This window comes from Bradyrhizobium sp. PMVTL-01, assembly GCF_051861855.1.
Taxonomy (GTDB): domain Bacteria; phylum Pseudomonadota; class Alphaproteobacteria; order Rhizobiales; family Xanthobacteraceae; genus Bradyrhizobium.
The window spans coordinates 3,985,989-4,007,784 of the sequence record NZ_CP193982.1 but is presented as its reverse complement, the minus strand read 5'-3'; the positions used below and the strand labels follow the sequence as shown (position 1 = coordinate 4,007,784).

Annotated in this window: 23 protein-coding genes; 10 read left to right on the top strand and 13 right to left on the bottom strand. The window is 66.1% G+C overall.

The annotated features are described in order from the left end of the window. Nucleotides 1-887 precede the first annotated feature (887 nt). Complete coding sequence (locus ACRQ5Q_RS19315; RefSeq protein ID WP_439399509.1) at nt 888-1,172, top strand: hypothetical protein; 285 nt, start codon at nt 888-890, stop codon at nt 1,170-1,172. Between the two features lie 78 nt (nt 1,173-1,250). Here the strand turns inward: ACRQ5Q_RS19315 and gatB are convergent, their stop codons facing one another. The 7 genes from gatB to ACRQ5Q_RS19280 all read right to left on the bottom strand — a co-directional run bounded on the left by gatB (nt 1,251) and on the right by ACRQ5Q_RS19280 (nt 7,306). After that, a complete protein-coding gene (gatB, locus tag ACRQ5Q_RS19310; protein WP_439368591.1) occupies nt 1,251-2,729 on the bottom strand; it encodes an Asp-tRNA(Asn)/Glu-tRNA(Gln) amidotransferase subunit GatB in 1,479 nt (492 codons plus the stop codon). After that, a complete protein-coding gene (locus tag ACRQ5Q_RS19305; protein ID WP_439399507.1) occupies nt 2,726-3,028 on the bottom strand; it encodes a hypothetical protein in 303 nt (100 codons plus the stop codon). The genes gatB and ACRQ5Q_RS19305 overlap by 4 nt, the downstream gene beginning before the upstream one ends. Beyond that, entirely contained in the window at nt 3,019-4,494 is a 1,476-nt protein-coding gene (gatA, locus tag ACRQ5Q_RS19300; RefSeq protein WP_439368594.1) for an Asp-tRNA(Asn)/Glu-tRNA(Gln) amidotransferase subunit GatA, read from the bottom strand. Before gatA ends, ACRQ5Q_RS19305 begins: the two co-directional genes overlap by 10 nt. Beyond that, on the bottom strand, nt 4,491-4,703 hold the full coding sequence (locus tag ACRQ5Q_RS19295) for a hypothetical protein (protein ID WP_439368595.1): 213 nt from the start codon (nt 4,701-4,703) through the stop codon (nt 4,491-4,493). Before ACRQ5Q_RS19295 ends, gatA begins: the two co-directional genes overlap by 4 nt. Nucleotides 4,704-4,722: 19 nt before the next feature. Further along, nucleotides 4,723-5,010 (bottom strand): Asp-tRNA(Asn)/Glu-tRNA(Gln) amidotransferase subunit GatC, encoded by a 288-nt coding sequence (gatC, locus tag ACRQ5Q_RS19290; protein ID WP_439368596.1) that lies wholly within the window; start codon nt 5,008-5,010, stop codon nt 4,723-4,725. A 68-nt stretch (nt 5,011-5,078) separates the two neighbouring features. Then, entirely contained in the window at nt 5,079-6,155 is a 1,077-nt protein-coding gene (locus tag ACRQ5Q_RS19285; protein ID WP_439399505.1) for an NAD(P)H-dependent flavin oxidoreductase, read from the bottom strand. A 104-nt stretch (nt 6,156-6,259) separates the two neighbouring features. Next, nucleotides 6,260-7,306, bottom strand: a complete 1,047-nt coding sequence (locus ACRQ5Q_RS19280; protein WP_439399503.1) for an NAD(P)H-dependent flavin oxidoreductase — start codon at nt 7,304-7,306, stop codon at nt 6,260-6,262. A 97-nt stretch (nt 7,307-7,403) separates the two neighbouring features. Between ACRQ5Q_RS19280 and ACRQ5Q_RS19275 the strand changes: the two genes are divergently transcribed. The 3 genes from ACRQ5Q_RS19275 to ACRQ5Q_RS19265 all read left to right on the top strand — a co-directional run bounded on the left by ACRQ5Q_RS19275 (nt 7,404) and on the right by ACRQ5Q_RS19265 (nt 9,830). Continuing rightward, nucleotides 7,404-8,294, top strand: coding sequence for a LysR substrate-binding domain-containing protein (locus ACRQ5Q_RS19275; protein WP_439399501.1), 891 nt, complete (start codon nt 7,404-7,406; stop codon nt 8,292-8,294). Between the two features lie 129 nt (nt 8,295-8,423). Continuing rightward, nucleotides 8,424-8,903, top strand: a complete 480-nt coding sequence (gene ruvX, locus ACRQ5Q_RS19270; RefSeq protein ID WP_439368600.1) for a Holliday junction resolvase RuvX — start codon at nt 8,424-8,426, stop codon at nt 8,901-8,903. 3 nt (nt 8,904-8,906) lie between these two features. Beyond that, nucleotides 8,907-9,830: an AEC family transporter gene (locus tag ACRQ5Q_RS19265; protein WP_439399500.1), complete on the top strand. Its 924-nt coding sequence runs from the start codon at nt 8,907-8,909 to the stop codon at nt 9,828-9,830. 130 nt (nt 9,831-9,960) lie between these two features. Here ACRQ5Q_RS19265 and ACRQ5Q_RS19260 read toward each other — a convergent pair whose 3' ends face one another. The 3 genes from ACRQ5Q_RS19260 to ACRQ5Q_RS19250 all read right to left on the bottom strand — a co-directional run bounded on the left by ACRQ5Q_RS19260 (nt 9,961) and on the right by ACRQ5Q_RS19250 (nt 13,318). Beyond that, on the bottom strand, nt 9,961-10,725 hold the full coding sequence (locus ACRQ5Q_RS19260) for a lysostaphin resistance A-like protein (protein ID WP_439399832.1): 765 nt from the start codon (nt 10,723-10,725) through the stop codon (nt 9,961-9,963). A 23-nt stretch (nt 10,726-10,748) separates the two neighbouring features. Further along, the gene (locus tag ACRQ5Q_RS19255; protein WP_439399498.1) at nt 10,749-12,392 is read right to left on the bottom strand and encodes an acyl-CoA dehydrogenase family protein; all 1,644 of its coding nucleotides are present in this window, start codon (nt 12,390-12,392) and stop codon (nt 10,749-10,751) included. A 185-nt stretch (nt 12,393-12,577) separates the two neighbouring features. Continuing rightward, complete coding sequence (locus ACRQ5Q_RS19250) at nt 12,578-13,318, bottom strand: M15 family metallopeptidase (protein ID WP_439399831.1); 741 nt, start codon at nt 13,316-13,318, stop codon at nt 12,578-12,580. 218 nt (nt 13,319-13,536) lie between these two features. Here ACRQ5Q_RS19250 and ACRQ5Q_RS19245 point away from each other — a divergent pair, with 218 nt between their 5' ends. The 4 genes from ACRQ5Q_RS19245 to ACRQ5Q_RS19230 all read left to right on the top strand — a co-directional run bounded on the left by ACRQ5Q_RS19245 (nt 13,537) and on the right by ACRQ5Q_RS19230 (nt 17,796). Continuing rightward, a complete protein-coding gene (locus ACRQ5Q_RS19245; protein ID WP_439399496.1) occupies nt 13,537-14,484 on the top strand; it encodes an aspartate carbamoyltransferase catalytic subunit in 948 nt (315 codons plus the stop codon). 5 nt (nt 14,485-14,489) lie between these two features. Further along, the gene (locus ACRQ5Q_RS19240) at nt 14,490-15,791 is read left to right on the top strand and encodes a dihydroorotase (protein ID WP_439375625.1); all 1,302 of its coding nucleotides are present in this window, start codon (nt 14,490-14,492) and stop codon (nt 15,789-15,791) included. A gap of 62 nt (nt 15,792-15,853) precedes the next feature. Beyond that, nucleotides 15,854-16,450 carry a glycerol-3-phosphate 1-O-acyltransferase PlsY gene (gene plsY, locus ACRQ5Q_RS19235; RefSeq protein WP_439368607.1) on the top strand — a complete coding sequence of 199 codons (597 nt, stop codon included), beginning with the start codon at nt 15,854-15,856 and terminating at the stop codon, nt 16,448-16,450. A 155-nt stretch (nt 16,451-16,605) separates the two neighbouring features. Beyond that, the gene (locus tag ACRQ5Q_RS19230) at nt 16,606-17,796 is read left to right on the top strand and encodes a patatin-like phospholipase family protein (RefSeq protein ID WP_439399494.1); all 1,191 of its coding nucleotides are present in this window, start codon (nt 16,606-16,608) and stop codon (nt 17,794-17,796) included. Here ACRQ5Q_RS19230 and ACRQ5Q_RS19225 read toward each other — a convergent pair. Continuing rightward, entirely contained in the window at nt 17,788-19,032 is a 1,245-nt protein-coding gene (locus ACRQ5Q_RS19225; RefSeq protein WP_439368609.1) for an amidase, read from the bottom strand. The two genes, ACRQ5Q_RS19230 and ACRQ5Q_RS19225, sit on opposite strands and share 9 nt — an antisense overlap. Nucleotides 19,033-19,122: 90 nt before the next feature. On the opposite strand from ACRQ5Q_RS19225, the gene dprA reads away from it, so the two are divergent. Beyond that, the gene (gene dprA, locus ACRQ5Q_RS19220) at nt 19,123-20,283 is read left to right on the top strand and encodes a DNA-processing protein DprA (protein WP_439399492.1); all 1,161 of its coding nucleotides are present in this window, start codon (nt 19,123-19,125) and stop codon (nt 20,281-20,283) included. A 100-nt stretch (nt 20,284-20,383) separates the two neighbouring features. On the opposite strand, the gene ACRQ5Q_RS19215 is transcribed toward dprA, so the two are convergent. Beyond that, complete coding sequence (locus ACRQ5Q_RS19215; RefSeq protein ID WP_439368612.1) at nt 20,384-20,830, bottom strand: winged helix-turn-helix transcriptional regulator; 447 nt, start codon at nt 20,828-20,830, stop codon at nt 20,384-20,386. Nucleotides 20,831-20,913: 83 nt separating this feature from the next. Between ACRQ5Q_RS19215 and ACRQ5Q_RS19210 the strand changes: the two genes are divergently transcribed. After that, nucleotides 20,914-21,519, top strand: a complete 606-nt coding sequence (locus ACRQ5Q_RS19210; RefSeq protein ID WP_439368613.1) for an FMN-dependent NADH-azoreductase — start codon at nt 20,914-20,916, stop codon at nt 21,517-21,519. Between the two features lie 59 nt (nt 21,520-21,578). On the opposite strand, the gene ACRQ5Q_RS19205 is transcribed toward ACRQ5Q_RS19210, so the two are convergent. Continuing rightward, nucleotides 21,579-21,761 carry a hypothetical protein gene (locus ACRQ5Q_RS19205; RefSeq protein ID WP_439368614.1) on the bottom strand — a complete coding sequence of 61 codons (183 nt, stop codon included), beginning with the start codon at nt 21,759-21,761 and terminating at the stop codon, nt 21,579-21,581. Nucleotides 21,762-21,796 lie beyond the last annotated feature (35 nt).

The following is a 21,796-nucleotide window of genomic DNA, read 5'->3' as shown; positions in this document are numbered from 1 at the left end:
TTTGCCATTCGTCGGATTCTGTTTACCGCTGGATTTTGGGATCTCGATAACCATCGCGCGCGGTGGTGCGCGACCTGCGGTTACAATTCGTGGGAGTGGTTCACGGGAAGAGCTCCGTGGCCGCCTCATGCGGCGGCACCATGCGCAGCCGCCAATGCTGGCCGGCGCGAAGCTCGGGATCGGAAAATGGGAGTTGGTGGCTTTGCACAGCCGCCCGAGCAATGACCGTTACGGCAATCGCCGCTTTGCCGCACCCCTCGCCTGCCCCAAGGCAGCACGACAGAAGCGGCGCGGCCACGTCTCGGTCAGATCAGCAATGTCGGGAAAGGGAATGCCGGCAATACCCCGGCCTCAGGAGAACGAGGGCGTCGGCGAACACGTCAGGACCATATTTCACGTTGACCCGAAGGCCGCTTGTGAAATTGCGGAGCCCCGGAAGGCGAACCGCACCGAACGAAGAAACTCGTTTCTTCTGCCGGACCGTGAAACAAAACGGCCCGACCGTTGACCTGATGTCTCGCCGACACCCTCTATCGTCGACCAGAACCTCTGGGAGGCGCTGATGACGTGCCGGCTGCTTTAAGAGCCGGCGACTTCAGAAGCGAAGTTACTTCTTCTTCTTCGCGACCTTGCGGGTCTTCTTCGCAGTCTTCTTCACTGCGCTCTTCGCCTTCTTCGCCTTCTTCGCTTTCTTGGCCATGTTGCCCTCCGATGTGTGAGATGGCTTTAATCGCTGCGTGCACTCGGGGATCGAATGCACTCCCCCCAAATACACCAACACGACGAAAAAAACATCTTCTCACTTAAGGAAGTGTTGACGGCGCGGTGCGCGTGCGCCAGCCGCGCTTGATTTGCCGAGACGCAGAGACACGCGTCTGGAATTGCAAATGTTTCTCGCAGCATCGACGTCGCCCGGCGCAGCGATTGCAAAAAAACTCTATGCAGCAAGTACTATTCTGCGCACACACATCACGCGTGATCAGTGCGACGAAATGCGCTGCAATGCGCCTATCGCCGCGCAGAAGCGAGTCGCGGACTCTGAGTCGCGAACTTTGGCAACGAAATTATTTTCATGCTTAACGGCGCAACCGCTCGTCAGAGCCGTACAAGTCGCCGTTTTGCGCGAATCGCGCGACGGCGATTCGGTGGCGCTGCGCGCCCCAAGCGGGTGATGTTGCCGCCAACGATGCGCGCGAACGTCGCATCGGGCCCCCGGCGAGGTGTCCGTCACCCCGTTCGAACGCGCGAGGCTAGATGCCGAGCTTGGACTTGAGCAGGTCGTTGACGCTCTGCGGGTTGGCCTTGCCGCCGGACGCCTTCATCACCTGGCCGACGAACCAGCCGAGCGACTGCGGCTTGTCCTTCACCTGCGCGGCCTTGTCCGGATTGGCCGCGATGATGTCGTCGACCACCTTCTCGATCGCCGAGAGATCGGTGACCTGCTTCATGCCGCGGCTTTCGACCAGCGCGCGCGGGTCTCCGCCTTCCTGCCAGACGATCTCGAACAGGTCCTTCGCGATCTTGCCGGAGATCGTGCCCTCGCCGATCAGGTCGATGATCGCAGCGAGCTGCTCGGCATTGACTGGAGAGCCAGTAATATCCCTGCCTTCCTTGTTGAGACGGCCGAACAGTTCATTGATCACCCAGTTCGCCGCCATCTTGCCGTCGCGCGCGCCATTGGCGAGCTTGTCGAGCACCGTCTCGTAGAACACCGCGCTCTCGCGCTCGGCGACGAGCACGCTCGCATCATAGGCCGACAGGCCGAAATCGGCAACGAAGCGCGCTTTCTTCTGGTCCGGCAATTCCGGCAGCTTCGCCTTCAGCTCGTCGACGAACGCCTGGCTGAACTCCAGCGGCAAGAGGTCGGGATCGGGGAAGTAGCGATAGTCGTGCGCCTCTTCCTTCGACCGCATCGAGCGCGTCTCGCCCTTGTCGGGGTCGAACCGACGCGTCTCCTGCTCGATCTGCCCACCATCCTCGATGATCTCGATCTGGCGCCGCGCTTCATACTCGATCGCCTGGCCGATGAAGGTGATCGAGTTCATGTTCTTGATTTCGCAGCGCGTGCCGAGCGGCCCGCCAGGCTTGCGCACCGAGACGTTGACGTCGGCGCGCAAGGATCCCTTCTCCATGTCACCGTCACACGTGCCGAGGTACCGCATGATCGAGCGCAGCTTTGTCACATAGGCCTTGGCCTGCTCGGCGTCGCGGATGTCCGGTTTTGAGACAATCTCCATCAGCGCCACGCCACAGCGGTTGAAGTCGATGAAGGACAGCGACGGCGACTGGTCGTGCAGCATTTTGCCAGGATCCTGCTCGATATGCAGGCGCTCGATGCCGATGGTGACGCTGCGGCCGCCGTCGAGTTCGACCAGCACCTCGCCCTCGCCCACGATCGGCGACTTGTACTGGCTGATCTGGTAGCCTTGCGGCAGGTCCGGATAGAAGTAGTTTTTGCGATCGAACACCGAACGCAGATTGATCTTCGCGTTGAGACCAAGCCCGGTCCGGACAGCCTGCCTGACGCATTCCTCGTTGATGACGGGCAGCATACCGGGCATCGCGACATCGACCAGCGACACATGGCTGTTCGGCTCGCCGCCGAAAGCGGTCGAGGCGCCCGAGAACAGTTTTGCGTTCGAGGTCACCTGGGCATGGATTTCCATGCCGATGACCATTTCCCAGTCACCGGTGGCGCCCTTGAGAAGCTTGTGCGTGGCCGTGCTCATGTTGTGCTCCCGAGCAGCGTGGCAGCGATCCGCTCCCACTCCGCTTCCAATGAATCCTTTGCCGCGGGCTGGCCGGCCTGACGGTACCAGTAGCCGGCATTGCCGAGATCGCCTTCGACGCGGTGCAAGTATGCGTGCACCCACGCCGCATCGCGGCTGCTCTCGTCCTGGACGATCTTGTGCGCGCGGTCCCAGTCGCCCTTGCCGGCCCACCAGAGCCCTCTGAGCGGCGCGTTCAGCTCCGACGCGGGCGCCGCGCAGTCGAGGCTCGCGATGAAGCCGGCGACATTCACCACCACCTCGCGGGCGTGAAGCGGCCTGCCGCCTGCTCGATCACCTCGCCGAGCGAGAACAGCGTCTCCTCTTCGAACGGACGGCCGATCAGCTGCAGGCCGAGCGGCAGGCCCTGCATATCCTTGCCGGCGGGCACGGCGATGCCCGGCAGGCCCGCCATGTTCACAGTCACCGTGAAGATGTCATTGAGATACATCTCGACCGGATCCGCGCCGCCCTTCTCGCCGATGCCGAAGGCCGCCGACGGCGTCGCCGGCGTGAGGATCGCGTTGACGCCCTTGGCGAAGCAATCCTCAAAATCCTTCTTGATCAGCGTGCGCACCTTCTGAGCGCGCAGATAGTAGGCATCGTAATAGCCGGCCGAGAGCACATAGGTGCCGATCATGACGCGGCGGCGCACCTCGGCGCCAAACCCTTCGGCGCGGGTGTTCTCGTACAGCTCGATGATGTTCTTGGCCTGCTCGCGCAGGCCATAGCGGACGCCGTCGTAGCGCGCGAGGTTCGAGGACGCCTCCGCCGGGGCCACGATGTAATAGGCCGGCAGCGCATACTTCGTGTGCGGCAGCGACACTTCGACGAGCTCGGCACCGGCCGCCTTCAGCCACGCCGCGCCCTCGCTCCACAGTTTCTCGATCTCGGCCGGCATGCCGTCGAGACGATACTCCTTGGGGATGCCGATCTTCATGCCCTTCACGGACTTGCCGATCGCGGCCTCGTAGTCCGGCACGGGGATGTCGACCGAGGTCGTGTCTTTCGGATCGTGACCGGCCATCGAGCGCAGCAGCATCGCGGCATCGCGCACGCTGCGTGCGATGGGACCTGCCTGGTCGAGCGAGGAGGCGAAGGCGACGATGCCCCAGCGCGAGCAGCGGCCATAGGTCGGCTTGATGCCGACGGTCGCCGTGAACGCCGCCGGCTGGCGGATCGAGCCGCCGGTATCGGTCGCAGTCGCACCCATGCACAGCAGCGCCGCCACCGCCGAGGCCGAGCCGCCGGACGAGCCGCCCGGGACGAGCGTCGTGTTGCTCCCCTCGCGCCGCCAGGGATTGCCGACGGGGCCGAAGCACGAGGTCTCGTTGGCCGAGCCCATCGCAAACTCGTCATTGTTGAGCTTGCCGAGCATCACCGCGCCGTCGCGCCAGAGCTGCGAGGTCACGGTGGACTCGTAGGTCGGCACGAAATTGCCGAGGATCTTCGAGCATGCCGTGGTGCGCACGCCCTTGGTCGCGAAGAGATCCTTGATGCCGAGCGGGATGCCGGCGAGCGGCCCCACATCGCCCTTGGCGATTCTGGCGTCGGCCTCGCGCGCCATGCTGCGCGCCTGGTCGGGCGTCTCCAGCACGAAGGCATTGAGCACGCGCGCAGCTTCGATCGCGCTCAGATGCGCATCGGTCAGCTCGAGCGACGTGAAAGTCTTGTCGGCGAGACCCTTGCGGGCCTCGGCGAGCGTCAGCGATGTCAAATCGGTCATTTATTGATCGGGCTGCAGAAGAACGGAGACAGGGTCTTGTCGTTGGCCGGGTCGTCTTTTTTGGCGGCGCCTTTCGCGGCCGCCTCGATCTCGTCGAGCACGGCATTGACGGCGACATTGGGGTCGGCAGCCTTGCCCTGCCGCTCCATCTTGTCGAGGTAATTCATGTAGGCCTGGTAGGCCTTCTCGTCGTCGCAAAGCAGACACATCGGACCACGTCCTAAAAGTTTACTCTACGACCTTCGGCACAACAAAGAAGTGACCTTCGGTCGCCGGTGCATTGGCGACGATATCGTCGGCGATCTCGCCGTCATTGACCACGTCCTGCCGCTTCTTCATCTGCATCGGGGTGACCGAGGTCATCGGCTCCACGCCCTCGACATTGACCTCCGAGAGCTGCTCGACGAAGGCGAGCATGGCGTTGAGCTCTCCCTGCAGATGCGGAACCTCGTCCTCGGAAACCGCGATGCGCGCCAGATGCGCGATGCGGCGGACGGTAGCGGCGTCGACGGACATTATATAAGGCCTCTCACGGCAAAACCCATGTGCCGTATAGCAGAGGCCGCTTTTGCGCCGCAACCGGCCTAGCCGGCCAGCGTCTTCATGCGGGCCAGCGCCGATTGGGCCAGATTCCGGGTCAATTCGGCCGCAGGGACCTCGCGGCCAAGGGCAATCGCCTGCCCCGCCCAGAGATTGGTGAAATCCACCCTGCCCTGCTTTTCGGCCGCCGCCTTGAGGGGCGCCAGCGCGGTCGCCGCATGAGGGAACGGCGGCGCATCCGGCGAGATCGGGCCGGCCTCGCGCATCAGGCGGTTCTGCACCCCGCGCGCCGGCCGGCCGGTCATGACATTGGTGATCACGGTGGAATCGTCCCGTGCCTCCGCCAGAGCCTTGCGTCCGCCCGCGCTGACCTTGGATTCCGGGCAGCGCAGATAGGCGCTGCCGATCTGCACGCCGGAGGCGCCGAGCGCGAAGGCCGCAGCAATGCCGCGCCCATCGGCGATGCCGCCCGCCGCGATCACCGGCACCTTCACGGCATCGGCAACTTGCGGCACCAGCGCAAACGTGCCGGGCTGCTCGGCGATCTTGTCGGTCAGGAACATGCCGCGATGACCCCCGGCCTCGGCGCCCTGCGCGATCACGGCATCGACGCCATGCTGCTCGAGCCAGACCGCTTCCTCGACAGTCGTCGCGGACGAGATGACGAGGCAGCCGGCCGCCTTGACGCGCCTCAGCAGCGCCTGCTCCGGCAGGCCGAAATGGAAGCTGACGACCTCCGGCTTCAGCTGCTCGACGACATCGCAGAACGCCGCATCGAACGGTGCGCGGTTCGCCGCGGCGATCGGCGCGGCCGGATCGAGACCATGCTCGGTGTAATAGCCCGTCAGCCGCTGCTTCCAGCGCGCTTCGGCCTCGCTCGTGAGCTCGACGGGCGTGTGGCAGAAGAAGTTCATGTTGACCGGCGCCTTCACGCGCTGGCGGACCAGACCGACCTGCTCGCGCGCCTTCTCGGCCGAGATCATCGCACACGGCAGCGACCCCAGCGCGCCGCCCTGCGCCGCCGCGATCACCAGCTCCGCATCCATCACACCGGCCATCGGCGCAAGCACGATCGGGAATTCGGTCTTGAAGAGATCGATCAGTCGACGGTCAGGCCACATTGTTCTTGCCTCGTATTCGCTCTTCCCCTCGCCCCTTGTGGCAGAGGGTGGATCGCCGCGATAGCGGCGAGACGGGTGAGGGGTATCTCTCCTCAAAGACCATACTAAGTTTGCGGAGAGATAGCTCTCATCCGGCGCTTCGCGCCACCGTCTCCCACAAGAAGGGGAGAAGGGAAGGCACCGCTCACCGAATTGCGCTTTCCCTCCAGCAACTGCTCTGCCTCCACCACAATCCGCTCGACGATCTCCGCCGCCGGTGGAATATCATGGATCAGTCCGACTGCCTCGCCCGCGATGACAGCGGCGATATCGAAATTGCCGCTTTCTTTCGCCGCGGCATACTCGGCCGCGACTGCGGCAACATTCTGCATCAGCTCGACCTCCCGCCCGATCCAGCGCCTGGCATGGTCGTTGACCAGACACCGTCCCGTGAACGGGGCCGGCCAGACATTGTTGCGGGAGAGATCGAAGATGATGCCGCGCACCGTGGAGCCACTGTTTGCTGCGCAGATGCGCCGCTTGGCTTCCTCCGCACCGTCGGCCTCCAGGCTCGCATAGAAGCGCGTGCCGAGCAGCACGCCGCCCGCACCCAGCATCATCATCGCGGCGAGCCCGCGCCCATCGGCGATGCCGCCGGCCGCGACCACGGGCACACGGCCCGCGGCGAGATCGACCATCGCGGGCACGAGATCGACGGTCGTGCGCGAGGCGCCATGACCGCCCGCCTCCGTCCCCTGCGCGATCAGGATATCGGCGCCGGCGTCAAGCGCCTGCCGCGCCATCGCCTCGTCCTGCACCTGGCAGATCAGGCGCGCGCCGGCGGACTTGATCCTCGGCGCGAACGGGGTGGGATCGCCGAACGACAACATGATCGCGGACGGCTTTGCGGCGAGCGCAACGCCGAGAAGCTCGGGCTTTCTGGCGAGGCTCCAGGTGATGAAGCCGATCCCGAACGGCGCACGCAGTTTGGCGAGCTTCGCCGTCTCCCGCTCCAGCCACGCCCGCTCGCCATAGCCACCACCGAGAATGCCGAAACCGCCGGCGCGGCTCACGGCCGTCACCAGGCGGCTGCCGGCGATGATGTCCATCGGCGCGAGCAGGATCGGATGCTCGATCTCCAGCAGCGTGGTCAGCGGCGTCACAATCGACATGGCTCCTCCCGGATCTGGACAGCGACAGTAAGCGCGACTAGCATTCTCGAAAAATGAATTGTTGCGAACGCTACCATCTCAGAAGCGAAACGAGGCCATGGAACTCAGCGATATCCAGACCTTTGCCGCTGTCGCCCGTACCGGTGGCATCACCCGCGCCGCTGAAGAGCTCAACACCGTGCAGTCGAACGTCACCCAGCGCGTGAAGGCGCTGGAGGCGGAGATCGGGACGTCGCTGTTCGAGCGCCACAGCCGCGGCATGACGCTGACCGGCGCCGGCAAACGCCTCCTCCCCTACGCGCAGCGGATGGCCGCGCTGTCACGCGAGGCCGTGCTGGCCGCGCGCGACGACGGCGAACCGAAGGGACCGCTGGCGATCGGCTCGATGGAGACGACAGCGGCCGTGCGATTGCCACCACTGCTCGCCGATTTCCACCGCCGCTTCCCCGCCGTGCGCCTCTCCTTGCGCACCTCAACGACGGCCGACCTCGTCGCCGGCGTGCTCGAAGGCACGCTCGACGGCGCCTTCGTCGCTGGGCCCATCGCACATGCCGACCTCACCGCGACCAGCGCCTTTCGCGAAGAGCTGGTGCTGGTCAGCGCGCGGCGCTGGACTTCGCTCGCCGAACTGCGCGCCGGCACGCCGGAGTCCGGTCCGACCGCCCTGGTGTTCCGCACCGGCTGCACCTATCGCCAGCGGCTCGAGCAGGTGTTCGTCGAGTTCGGCTGGCCCTCGGCCGCACGCTTCGAGCTCGGCACGCTCGACGGCATGATCGGCTGCGTTGCCGCCGACATGGGCGTGACGCTGCTGCCGCGCGCGGTCGTCGAACGCAGCGCGATGAACGCCAGCGTATCGATCCACACGCTGAGCCCCGCGCACGCGCGCGCCGAGACGCTTTTCATCCAACGCAGCGCCGGACATCAGTACAGCGCGCTGCAAGGTTTCATCGCCTGCCTGAAGAAGGACGAGGATGTCATCGCGGCCTGAGGCAAGCGCTGGTGTTCCGTCAGGCGAAAATTCCAGGGCATAGCAGACCAGCATCGGAGGCCGAATAGTGTCGACGCATCCATGTTCCGGGTTCACCCCGCAGCGCGACGCGTGCTATGCGCTGGAGCCATGCCGGCTCCTATCCTCCCCCTCACCGATGCTGCAACCCATTGGCCTGAACGCGGTGCGCTGGTCGGGCTTGATTTGGGCACCAAGACCATCGGCGTTGCCGTGTCCGACCCGGACCGACGGCTGGCCACCGGCGTCGAGACGATCCAGCGCAAGCAGTTCAAGCAGGACGCGGCCCGGCTGCTGGTGATCGCGACCGAGCGCAAAGTGGTCGGCTTCGTGCTCGGCCTGCCCATCAACATGGACGGCAGCGAGGGCCCGCGCGCGCAATCGACGCGCGCCTTCGCCCGCAACCTCGCCGGCCTCACCGCGCTTCCTATCGGCCTCTGGGACGAGCGCCTGTCGACCGCGGCGGTCGAGCGCGAGCTGATCGGCATGGACGTCAGCCGCGCCAAGCGCGCCGAGGTGATCGACGAGCACGCCGCGATCTTCATCCTGCAAGGCGCGCTCGACCGGCTGGCCAATCTGCGCACCGGCTGATCCATGGCGGTCGTGATCGCGGCGCTGCTGCCGGTCTTCATCCTCATCGTGCTCGGCGTCGTGCTCAGGCACAGCCTGATGCGGCTGGACACGCAATGGCACGGGCTGGAGCGGCTGACCTATTTCGTGCTGTTCCCGATGCTGCTGATCCAGACGCTGGTGAAGGCGGACCTCACAAAGGTGCCGGTCGCAGGGGTCGGCGGCGCGCTGCTGCTGTCGGCCCTGGCGATGTCGCTGCTCTGCCTCGCGCTGCGCCCTGCGCTGTCGCGGCTCGACATCGACGGCCCCGCCTTCACCTCGATCTTCCAGGGCGCGACGCGCTGGCAGACCTATGTCGCGCTGTCCGTCTCCGCCAACATGTTCGGCGATGTCGGGCTGGCGCTCGCCTCCGTGGCCATGGTCGCGATCATTCCCCTGGTGAACGTCTTCAGCGTCGCCGTGCTTGCGCATTATGCTTCGCCCGAGAAGCAGTCGGGTCCCCCCGTCGCCATGACAGTGATCCGCAATCCCCTGATCTGGGCCTGCGTGATCGGCCTCATCATCAACGTCGTCCATCTGCCGCTGCCAAAGATCTGGCACGAGGTGGCAGACGCGCTCGGCCGCTCCTCGCTCGCCATCGGCCTGCTCGTCACCGGCGCCGGCCTGCAGCTCAAGGGCCTGCTCCGCCCCAGCATGAGCGCTGGCCTCGGCGTCGCGTTCAAGCTGGTCCTGATGCCCGTGCTCGCACTGATTCTTGCCACCTGGTTCGGGCTCGCAGGCAAGAGCCTCGCGATCGTCGCGATCTGCGCGGCCGTACCGACGTCACCCAGCGCCTATGTGCTGGCCCGCCAGATGGGGGGCGACGCGCCGCTCCTGGCGCAGATCATCACGCTGCAGACGATCCTGGCGGCGATCACGATGCCGATCGCGATCGCGCTGGTGGCCTAGCCCCCGTCATCGCGAGCACGCCTCTCACCACCGTCATTGCGAGGAGCCCTTGCGACGAAGCAATCCAGAATCTTTCCGCGGAGGTAGTCTGGAATGCTTCGCTGCGCTCGCAATGACGGAGCAAGAGGCCTCAGCTCCCAAGCCACATCGTCAGCACCACCGCGGTCATGTTGTTCAGCGCGTGCAAGATGGTCGTCAGCCAGAGCGAGCCCGCGCGATGGCGCATGTAGCCGAACCACAGGCCGATGGTGAAAACCTCGGCGAGGAAGTACATGTCGTATTGCAGGTGCACGATTGTCCACACCAGCGACGACAGCAGGATCGCGCCCGGCACGCGCAAGAAGCTCGCCGACCAGCCGCGAAACAGGAAGCCGCGCGCCAGGACTTCTTCCGAAATCGGCGCGGCCACGCTGAAGGCCACCAGCAGCAGGAGCGCGGCGCCCTTGTCGCGCCCCGATTTCAGCAGATCGGTCATGAAGCCCGGTGTCGCCTCGCGGCCGAGCGATCGCGACACCACCTCCCAGACCAGAACGATCAGGACGAGACCGATCACGCCGAACAGCAACTGCTTCCAGGACGGCCAATAGAGCGCGAGATAGTCGACGAAGGACGCCTTCTTGATGCGGATGGCAAGCCACACCGCAGCCAGTGTCGCCGGCAGGCCCATGATTACCGACAGCGCCAGCGCCTGAGGCTCGTGACCGATCGACTGCAGCGACGCCATGTTGAAGGGCACGCCGCGGAGCACGACCAGCAGAACGATCGCCCCGACCTGGCCGACGAACATCGCGAAGAAGATGAAGAGGCCCCACAGGGCCGTGCCCCAGAACTTCCAGACGCGCGGCGGCGCCGGCGTCATGACGAGCGGCGGATGATCGGGATTGAGGGAGTCCATCAGGAGGCTTTCGTTGGGGAAGCTCATGGCAACGCCCGCTCGAGCAATGCCTGCACATCGGCGCGATCCAACTCGACGGCGCCATACATGCTGGCGTGGCTCGTTGCGAGGCGCGTCGTCGCGAACAGTTCGGCCTGACGAGGCGACACGCCGTTGAGCGCGGCGGCCGCGGCCAGCAGCGCCAGCTTCTCGAGCGCAAGGCGCGCGACACGTTCGCCATCGGCGCGGCGAAAGGTCTTGCCGATGAACGCGGCCGCCTCGCCTGCGCCCGGCAGGCCTTTGGTCTCGGCCGCCAGCGATTGCAGCACCGCGACCGCCGCCTCCGGCTCGCGCGCGAGCGCGCGCAGCACGTCGAGGCACATCACGTTGCCCGAGCCTTCCCAGATCGCGTTGACCGGCGACTCCCGGTAGTGGCGCGCCAAAATGCCGTCCTCGACATAGCCGTTGCCTCCCAGGCACTCCATCGCCTCGTAAAGAAACGCTGGCGCGCTCTTGCAGGTCCAGTATTTGATCGCGGGCGTGAGCAGCCGCATATAGGCGGCCTCGGACGCGTCGTACGGGGTGCGGTCGAAGGCGCGGCAAAGCCGCATCACCAGCGCCACGCTCGCCTCCACATGCAGCGCCATGTCCGACAGCACGGCCTGCATCAGGGGCTGATCGGCGAGATGCTTCTGGAACACGCTGCGGTGACGGGCATGATGCAGCGCATGGGCGAGGCCCGAGCGCATCAGGCCGACGGAGGCGATGGCGCAATCCTGCCGCGTCAGCTGCACCATCTGGATGATCGTGCGGATGCCCTTGCCCACCTCGCCGACCGCTTGCGCATAGGCGCCGACGAACTCGACCTCGGAGGAGGCGTTGGAACGGTTGCCGAGCTTGTCCTTCAGCCGCTGGAACTGGATCGCATTGACCGAACCGTCAGGCGCAAACCGCGGCATGAAGAAGCACGTCAGCCCGCCATCGGCCTGCGCCAGCACCAGGAACGCATCGCACATCGGCGCCGACATGAACCATTTGTGGCCGGTGATGCGATAGGCATCGCCGTCGCGCACCGCGCGCGTCATGTTGGCGCGGACGTCGGTGCCGCCCTGCTTCTCGGTCATGCCCATGCCGAGCGTCATGCCGCGCTTCTCCCACCATGGCGCGAAGCAGGGATCGTAGCTTCTGGTCGACAGCACCGGCATCACGCGCGCGAGCAGATCAGGCTGCATCGCGAGCGCGGCGACGGAGGCGCGCGTCATCGTGATCGGGCAGAGGTGGCCGGTCTCGACTTGCGCGGCGATGTAGAACCTTGCGGCCCGGATGACCTCGGCGGCATCGCCCGCAGGCTTGCCGTCCGCCGTCCACGTCGAATTGTGCACACCGGAATGCGCACTGTGCGCCATCAGCTCGTGATAGGCCGGATGAAACTCGACCTGGTCGCGGCGATTGCCTTTTGCATCGAAGGCCCGCAGCTTCGGCGTGTTCTCGTTCGCCACGCGGCCGCGATCGGCCATCGTGGCCGAGCCCCAATGCCTGCCGAACTCCGACAGCTCGCGTTCCGCCGCCGCACCGCCATTGGCCTTGACCGCGTCGACCAGCGGCCGATCCACGGCGAACAGGTCAACGTCCTCGAATGGCGGCGACTGGTTGAAGACGTCATGGGTCGCAAAACTGGGCTGGGTCATACGCGTTCCGATCAAATCCGTGTCCGCACGGGCTGCCACGTCTCCCGACGAGAGGTCGCGCCGGAGGCGCGGGTGAGGGGTTACGCACTACCGAGGGAGTTGATCCCCTCACCCGGCGCTTAGCGCCGACCTCTCCCCTCGGGAGAGGTAATCCGGCTCGCGGCTGCATCTGCTTCAATCAAACTCTACCTTGTTCGCGGCTGGATCGGGAAATCATAGGCCGCCCCGCCCGCCCCCGGCAGGGAAAAGTGCCACCACTCCTTCGAATAGTTCACAAAGCCTTGCCTGGCCATCGCAGCCACCAGCCGCCTGCGCCAGGCCCGCTGGCCCGGTGTGATCGACGGTGCCGCAGTATGGCCCCTGGCGTCGGTACAGTCGTAGCCGGTGCCCATGTCGACGCTGCCCTCAGGCGCCCGCGCCGCGACCGGCGCCGTGCAGTCGGCGTAGGTCTTGGTCGGATCATATTTGCCGGAATTGTCGGCCATGAGATCGACCAGCGTGAGGTCGAGTGCCGCACCGGTGGAATGCTGCGAGCGGCTCGCGATGTAGCCGAGGCGAAACAGCTCGGTCTTCGGGATCTTCGGGTTGTAGCGCCGCTCGGCAGCGGTCTCGTGGCCGTTCTGCGACCACCTGACCATGTCGAGCGAGGCCCGCGCCGGCCGGTAGCAGTCGAACATCTTGAGCGACAGATTTTGCGCCGCCAGCTCCGCTTGCACCGCCTTCAGCCGCAGCCCCACCTCCCGTTTCACCACGCATTCGCCGGCGCCGTAGCCGGCGAGCGGACGGCCGACGAAGTTGTTCGACGTGGCGTAGCGGATGTCCTGGACGATGCTGGGATCGATGTCGCGCAGATAGACGAAGCCGCCGGGGAGCGATTGGGCTGTCGCGGATGAGATTGCGACGATTGATACAAATGCAGCGAGAATTGGTTTCACAATGCCTCCGCGTCCTCGGGCGTCATCCGGGGCGGCTCGAAGAGCCGAACTCCGGCGCGCCCCTGCGCGCCTGAGGATCTCGAGATGCGGGGTCTGGCGCTTGCGCGCCATCCCGGAACGACCGTGCGGGAGACAGATCAGGGGATAACTCCGGTCCCGCTCTTTGCCCCTTGCCCCACCACCGGTCCGCGCCTATAGCTCTGCTTTTAATGACATCGAAATCGACCTTCGTCCTCGGCCACCGGCATTTGCTGGGCATCGAGGGCCTTTCCGCGGCCGACATCACCGGCCTCCTCGACCTGTCCGAAGAATATGTCGAGCTCAACCGCCAGGTTGACAAGAAGCGCACCGTCCTGCGTGGACGGACGCAGGTGAACCTCTTCTTCGAGGCCTCCACCCGCACCCAGTCCTCGTTCGAGCTTGCGGGAAAGCGGCTCGGCGCCGACGTCATGAACATGTCGGTCGCCTCCTCGTCCATCAAAAAGGGCGAGACGCTGATCGACACCGCGATGACGCTCAACGCGATGCACCCGGATATCCTGGTGATGCGCCATCACGCCTCCGGCGCGGTGGAACTGCTGGCCCGCAAGGTTGACGGTTCCGTGATCAACGCCGGCGACGGCGCGCATGAGCATCCGACCCAGGCGCTGCTCGACGCGCTCACCATTCGTCGCAACAAGGGCCGCATCGAGGGGCTCGTTGTCGCCATCTGCGGCGACGTGCTGCATTCGCGCGTTGCCCGCTCCAACATCATCCTGCTCAACACCATGGGCGCCCGCGTCCGCGTCGTCGGCCCCTCCACGCTGCTGCCGCCCGGCATCGAGCGGATGGGCGTCGAGGTTGCGCGCGACATGCGCGAGGGCCTCAGCGGCGCCGACATCGTCATGATGCTGCGGCTCCAGCGCGAGCGCATGAACGGCTCCTTCGTGCCGTCGACCTCCGAGTACTTCAACTATTTCGGGCTCGACCAGAAGAAGCTCGCTTACGCCAAGCCGGACGCCCTCGTGATGCATCCCGGCCCGATGAACCGCGGCGTCGAGATCGACACGGCGGTTGCCGACGGCGCGCAATCCCTGATCCGCGAACAGGTCGAGATGGGGGTCGCCGTGCGCATGGCGGTGCTGGAAGCGCTCGCCCGCAACCTGCCGAACGCGTGATGCCCATGCTGACCGACCGCCGCCCCGTCCTGCTCGCCAACGCCCGTGTCGTCGATCCCTCGAGGGATTTCGACGGCGTCGGCGACGTCCTGATTGCCGACGGCACCATCCGCGAGACCCGCCGCGGCATCGGCGCCGCCGGCGTCCCCGAGGGCACCGACATCGTCAACTGCGCCGGCAAGGTCGTCGCGCCGGGCCTGATCGACATGCGCGCCTTCGTCGGTGAGCCCGGCTACAGCCATCGTGAGACCTTTGCCACCGCGAGCCAGGCGGCTGCGACCGGCGGCATAACCACCATCATCTGCCAGCCCGACACCCTGCCCGTTGTCGACAATTCGGCGACCGTGGACTTCGTGATGCGGCGCGCCCGCGACACCGCGATCGTCAACATCCAGCCGATGGCGGCGCTCACCAAGGGCATGCACGGCCAGGAGATGACCGAGTTTGGCCTGCTCAAGGCCGCCGGCGCCGTGGCTTTCAGCGATGGCGACAGAAGCGTGACCAATGCGCAGGTGATGCGCCGCGCGCTGACCTACGCCCGCGATTTCGACGCGCTGATCGTGCACTACACGGAGGACCCCGATCTCGTCGGCGAAGGCGTGATGAACGAGGGCGAGTTCGCATCGCGGCTGGGCCTGATGGGCATCCCGAGTGCCGCCGAGGCGGTGATCCTCGAGCGCGACATGCGCCTCGTCGCGCTGACCGGCGGCCGCTATCACGCAGCCTCGCTGTCCTGCATCGACTCGCTCGAGATCCTCAAGCGCGGCCGCGATGCCGGCCTCCCCGTCAGCGCCTCGGTCTCCATCAACCATCTTGCGCTGAACGAGAACGACATCGGACCCTACCGGTCCTTCCTGAAACTGTCGCCGCCGCTGCGCACCGAGGACGACCGCCGCGCGCTGGTCGCCGCCGTCGCCTCCGGCCTCGTCGACGTCATCATGTCCGACCACAATCCGCAGGACGTCGAAGTCAAGCGCCTGCCGTTCGCGGAAGCGGCCAGCGGCGCCGTCGGGCTCGAGACCATGCTGCCCGCCGGCCTGCGGCTGGTGCACAATGGCGAGCTGGAACTCAAAACGCTGATCCGGGCGATGTCGACCCGGCCGGCCGAGCTGCTTGGTTTGCCGGGCGGAACCTTGCGCGCGGGTAGCCCTGCGGACGTCATCGTGATCGACCCCGATGTGCCCTGGGTGGTCGATCCCGCCGACCTCAAATCGCCTTGCAAGAACACCCCGTTCGACGAGGCCCGCTTTACAGGCCGAGTGGTGCGCACCATTGTCGGCGGACGGACGGTGTACGAACATGTCTGACGTGCGGGATCATGCGTGGCGCCTCGATTCGACATGCGGATGCGGCCTTTGGAGATCCAGCCATGGGGCTTGAAGCCTTCCTGCCGGTGGCCTTCGTCATCGGATACCTCCTCGGCTCGATTCCGTTCGGACTGGTGCTGACAAAACTCGCCGGAACGCAGGATATCCGCTCGATCGGCTCCGGCAGCATCGGCGCCACCAATGTGCTGCGCACGGGGCGCAAGAGCCTTGCCGCGGGCACCCTGCTGTTCGATGCGCTCAAGGGCACCGTGGCCGTGGTGATCTGTGGCTACATCGCTGGGCCCAACGCGGCGATGGTGGCGGGACTTGGCGCTTTCCTCGGGCACCTGTTTCCGGTCTGGCTCAGGTTCAAGGGCGGAAAAGGTGTCGCGGTCTATATCGGCATCCTGATTGGACTGTTCTGGCCGGCCGCGGTGGTGTTCTGCCTGCTTTGGCTCGCCACCGCCTTCACCACCCGCTACTCCTCGCTCTCGGCGCTGGTGGCGTCCTTCATCACGCCGATGTTCCTATGGTGGTTCGGCCATCTCGCTTTGTCCGCGCTGTTCGCGGTGCTGACACTGCTGCTGTTCTACGCGCATCGCGAGAACATCAAGCGGCTGCAATCAGGCAAGGAAAGCCGGATCGGCGAGAAGGCCTAAGGCCTGATCCGAAAAAGTGCGGATACCGCCGCACCCTTTCCGCATTATATGCCAAATCCTGTTCGCAACTTCCGCACCACTCGCCTCAGGCTGTAGCGGACGGGTTCCATGCCTGTCATCCTGACGTGGAAGATGGCGTTACGCGGTTGCTCAGAATGAGCGAGAAGATTGTCGGCGCGCAGATTGACGGTGGTTCGCAAGGTGCAGCCCGCACCGCTGCAAGCCTGCTGCTCTTTGCGACGGACATCTGGTCCGGTGCTCCCTCGCCGCCTCCCGGGCCTGCCTCCGTTGCCCCGCCGGCGACGCCGCCCGTTCTTGTTGCGCAGCCTCCGCTTCCCGTCGCGGTGATCACCGTCGCCCCACCCGTTGCGCCGACTCCATCCAGACAATGGCCGCCGCGAAAACTTTCGCTGGCCCTCCAGGGCGGCGGCACCTTCGCCGCCTTCACCTGGGGCGTGCTGGAGCGGCTGCTGGAAGAGCCGGATATCGAAATCGACACCATCACCGGCGCAAGTGCCGGCGCGATCAATGCGCTCCTGCTCGCCTCCGGCCTCGCCGAGGGCGGCCGTGAAGCCGCGCGCAATCGGCTGAACCGGTTCTGGGTCCGCCTGATGCACGAAGCATCGTTCCGCTCATTGATGCTGCTCGGCGGATTTTCGCCCGCAGGAAGCTCGGTCGCGTTCGGGCCGACGCTGCGCTCCGGCCACTTCGATCCGTTCGATCTCGACCCGCTCAGGCAGGCGTTGTCGCGCGACATCGATTTCGCGGCGCTGCGCGCCGCAAACGCGCCAAGACTTTTAATCGCGGCAACGCGGATCCGCGACGGGCAGCAGCAGATCTTCCGCAACGAGGCCATCACCCCCGACGTTGCGCTGGCCTCGACCTGCCCGCCGCTGGTGCACTGCGCCGTCGAGATCGACGGCGAGGCCTATTGGGACGGCGGCTTTGGCGGCAATCCGCCGCTGGTGCGGCTGGTGCAGGAAACGTCTGCGGCGGACGTGCTGCTGGTCCAGGTCACGCCGTCCCGCGACAGCTACGTGCCTATCACCCTCGCCGCGATCGACCGCCGTCTCGACCAGATCGCGGCAAACGCTGCGCTCAACGCCGAGGTCGCGGCCATCGAATGGGCACAGTCACGCGCCGCGCCGTCGCTGCGGCTCTCCAGGATCGCCGCGGAAGATGCCGTTGACGGGCTGGCGCAGCGCTCATCGACCGATCTCGGCCGCGGCTTCATCCGCGCGCTGCACCGGAGCGGCCGCGAGGCTGCCGAGCGCTGGCTCGGGCAAGGCGCGTCCGGCGCGGACGCCCAACACACGCTGCCCGCCGCCGAAGCGGCGCTAGCCTGATTTCGCCAGCGCGTTCTCCAGGAACCAGGCCGACGACAACGCCACCGGATCATTGCCGAAGCGCGCGATCACCTGGACGCCGATCGGCAGGCCATTGGCTTTCAGCACCGGCACGTTGACGCAAGGATTGCCCATCAGCGTCCAGACCCGGTTGTAGCGGGGATCGCCTGTCGTTGCGAGTTCCTTGGCCGGCGGCGTGCCCGGCGCCGAATAGGTCAGCAGCACATCGAAATCCTCGAACAGTTCTCCGAGTTCGCGGCGGCCGCGACGAGCGATGCGGCGGGCCTCATCGTAGTCTTTCGGCGTCAGCCCGACCGTCGCATCGAGGCTGGCGCGCAGCATCGGTGCGATCTCGTCGTGATGTTCGTCAAACTCCCAGGCGAGCGCGCGATGCGCCTCGAAATCCTGGATGATCGGGTGGACGCGCCAGGCTTCCGCCAGCGACTCCGGCGTGGCGAGCGTCTGCACGCTGGCGCCGGCACGTTCGGCCGCCTTTATCGCAGCTTGCAGCCCCTCTTCCGCCGCCGGCTCGACGGCACCGGCGAATTCCTGCCTGACCACGCCGATGCGCGGCGCCTTCGCCGGAGCGATGCCGGAGAATTCGTTGCGGCCCGTCATCGCCGAAAGTCCGCGCGCGAGATCCTCCGCGCGCGCGCCGAACAGGCCGACGGTGTCGAGCGCCCACGAATAGCATTTGACACCAACCGTCGGCAGCATCCGGAACGACGGTTTGATCGCGGCGGTGCCGCAATAGGCCGCAGGCCGGATCACCGAGCCGCCGGTCTGGGTGCCCAGCGCCAGCGGGATCATGCCGGCGCCGACCGCTGCCGCCGAGCCCGCGGACGAACCGCCCGGCGTGTGACCGAGATTGTGCGGATTGAGCGTCGGCGTCGGGTCGCGCGAGGCGAACGCGGTCGTGGTGGTCTTGCCGATGATGGTCGCGCCTGCCCGCTTCAGCATCATCACGACCGGCGCATCCGAGCGCGGCTGCCAGCCGCGATAGATCACCGAGCCCATCTCGGTCGGCATGTTGGCGGTGTCGATGATGTCCTTGATGCCGACCGCGATGCCGCGCAGCGGGCCGGAGGCTTGCGCCTTGGCGGATTTGTCGTGCCGGACGAAGGCGCGGACGTCCTTCTCCCTGGCCTCGATCGCCGCGTGCGACTGGGCGATGGCGGCCTCGGGCGAAAGCTCGCCCGCTTCGATGCGGTGCTGGAGGTCGGCGAGTGAGATCATGGCGAAACCCTTCTTATTGGCATCGCTTTTAGCATCGCGAAGGGGCCACGCAAGCGCACGACGCTGTTGCCCACGCCCTCAGGTTGTTCCATGCTGCGCTCACAAGGAGACGCCGTGGACGCCATCAACCCAAGCGTGGAGCTGACCGAGGCTGAGCGGATCGACCGCCTGCGGCTGATCCGCTCCGACAATGTCGGGCCGCGCACCTTTCGCTCGCTGGTCGATCATTTCGGCACGGCGCGCGCCGCGCTGGAGCGGCTGCCGGATCTCGCCCGTCGCGGCGGTGCGCAGCGATCGGGGCGTATCTGCAGCGCGGATGAAGCAAAGGCCGAGCTCGCGGCGAGCCGCAAGTTCGGCATCGCCTGGCTCGCGCCCGGCGAAGACGGTTATCCAGCGCGCCTCGCGATGATCGACGATGCGCCGCCGCTGCTTGCGGTGCGCGGCGACACGAAGACCCTGATGCGGCCGATAATCGCGATCGTTGGCTCGCGCAACGCCTCCGGCGCCGGCTTGAAGTTTGCCGGCCAGCTCGCGCGCGAGCTCGGGGAGGTCGGCTTCGTCATCATCTCGGGCCTCGCCCGCGGCGTCGACCAGGCCGCGCATCGCACCAGCGTCGAGAGCGGCACGATCGCGGTGCTCGCCGGCGGCCATGACTGTATCTATCCGCCCGAACATGGCGATCTGCTCGGATCGATCCTCGATCACGCGGGCGCGGCGATCTCCGAGATGCCGCTCGGCCACGAGCCGCGCGCCCGCGACTTCCCCCGCCGCAACCGCCTGATCTCCGGCGCCGCGCTCGGCGTCGTCGTGGTGGAGGCGGCGCACCGCTCCGGCTCGCTGATCACCGCGCGCATGGCGGCCGAACAGGGCCGCGAAGTGTTCGCCGTCCCCGGCTCGCCGCTCGACCCGCGCGCCGCCGGCACCAACGACCTGATCAAGCAGGGCGCAACGCTCGTCACCGAAGCCGCCGACATCGTCAACGCGTTGCAGCCGATCATGGAGCGGCCGCCGATGCACCCCGTCGGCGAGCCCGACAGCGATCCGTTCGAAAGCGATCCGTTCGAAAGCGATCCGCAAGGCCATGACCGCGACCAGATCACCGGCCTGCTCGGCCCTGCCCCGATTTCGATCGACGATCTCGTCCGGATGTCCGGCGCCTCGCCCGCGATCGTGCGCACCGTGCTGCTGGAGCTCGAGCTTGCCGGCCGCCTCGAACGCCACGGCGGCGGCCTGGTGTCGCTGCTGAAATGATGAAGTTTGGTTCGTGCGGCTGTCGTCACCGCGGGGCCCCCGGCGGGGAGAGGTGTTGGAGCTCGCCGCTCGCAGCTTTTCAACCAAAGCTCTCGCTGATCTAGCCGTCGTTGCGCCGGTCGAACCGGGTGCGCGCGGCCTCGATCTGATCGAGATGATCCTTCGCCCATTTGCCGAGCGCCTCGACCGGCCGCGACAGCCCGTGTCCGAGATCGGTCAGCTCATAATCCACGCGCGGCGGAATGGTCGGGAAGATCGTCCGCGTGACGAGGCCATCGCGCTCGAGGCCGCGCAGCGTCAGGGTCAGCATCCGCTGCGAGATGCCGTTGATCATGCGCTTCAGCTCATTGAAGCGCTTCGGCCCGTCACTCAGCATCATGATGACGAACACGCTCCATTTGTCGCCGACGCGGGACAGCACGGAAGCGACCCCGCGGCAGTCCGCGTGGTTGGGATCCGGCCTTTGATCCGGACCTGGACCCAGCCTCTGATCCAGCCTTGGCGAGGCAGGTAAATCGGTGTGAGCAGGTTTCAATAATGTGTCCATGGCTCAAAAAAGTGCGTTCTTGCGGGGATTTCAACAGTCACTCATGTAGTCCGGGTTACAAATCTATACCAGGGTGACCCCAAATGAAACTCCTCCATATCGACTCCAGCGTGCTCGGCCCCCACTCCGTCAGCCGGCAGGTCTCCGCCGCCATCGTCGACCGCCTCAAGCAGGCGACGCCGTCCCTCGAGGTGGTCTATCGCGACCTGAGCCAGACCCCTCTCGCCCACCTGTCCGGCTCGCACCTGGCAGCCGCGCAGGGCGCGCCGGCGCCGGCGGAACTCGGACCCGACCTCGCCGCGAGCGCAGCCGCGCTGGACGAGTTCCTGGCCGCCGACATCGTCGTGATCGGCGCCCCCATGTACAATTTTACGATTCCCAGCCAGCTCAAGGCATGGATCGACCGCATCGTCGTGGCGGGCAAGACGTTCAGCTACGGGGCGAATGGGCCGCAGGGTCTTGCCGGCGGCAAGCGCGTGATCCTGGCCATCTCACGCGGCGGCTATTATGGCGCAGGCTCGCCGGCGGCGGCGCTCGAGCATCTCGAGACCTATTTGCGCGGCGTGTTCGGCTTCATCGGGATCAATCCCGAATTCATCAGCGCCGATGGCATCCAGGTCGGACCGGAGCACCGCGAAAAGGCGATTGCAGGCGCGCTCCAGGCGGCGACCAATTTGCGCGCTGCGTAAAGTTCGCACGACGACCCCAGCCGCTGCCGGACTCCGGCGGCGGCTGACAGTCAACATCGCTAAAACCAGGCGCCCTGCATGCCGAGGATGACGGCCACGAGCGAAATGAACAGGCCGATCCCGGAGAAAAGAGCCACGCCGATGAACTCCGAGATGTCAGAGTGCTTGGCGGGAATGGCGGAACGTTCGGTGAAAATACGCGGTGCTGAAATCGATGAAAAAATGCGAGCTGCCTTTGGCATCACGGGCTCCCTTGAAATCGGGTCTTGTGACCCCC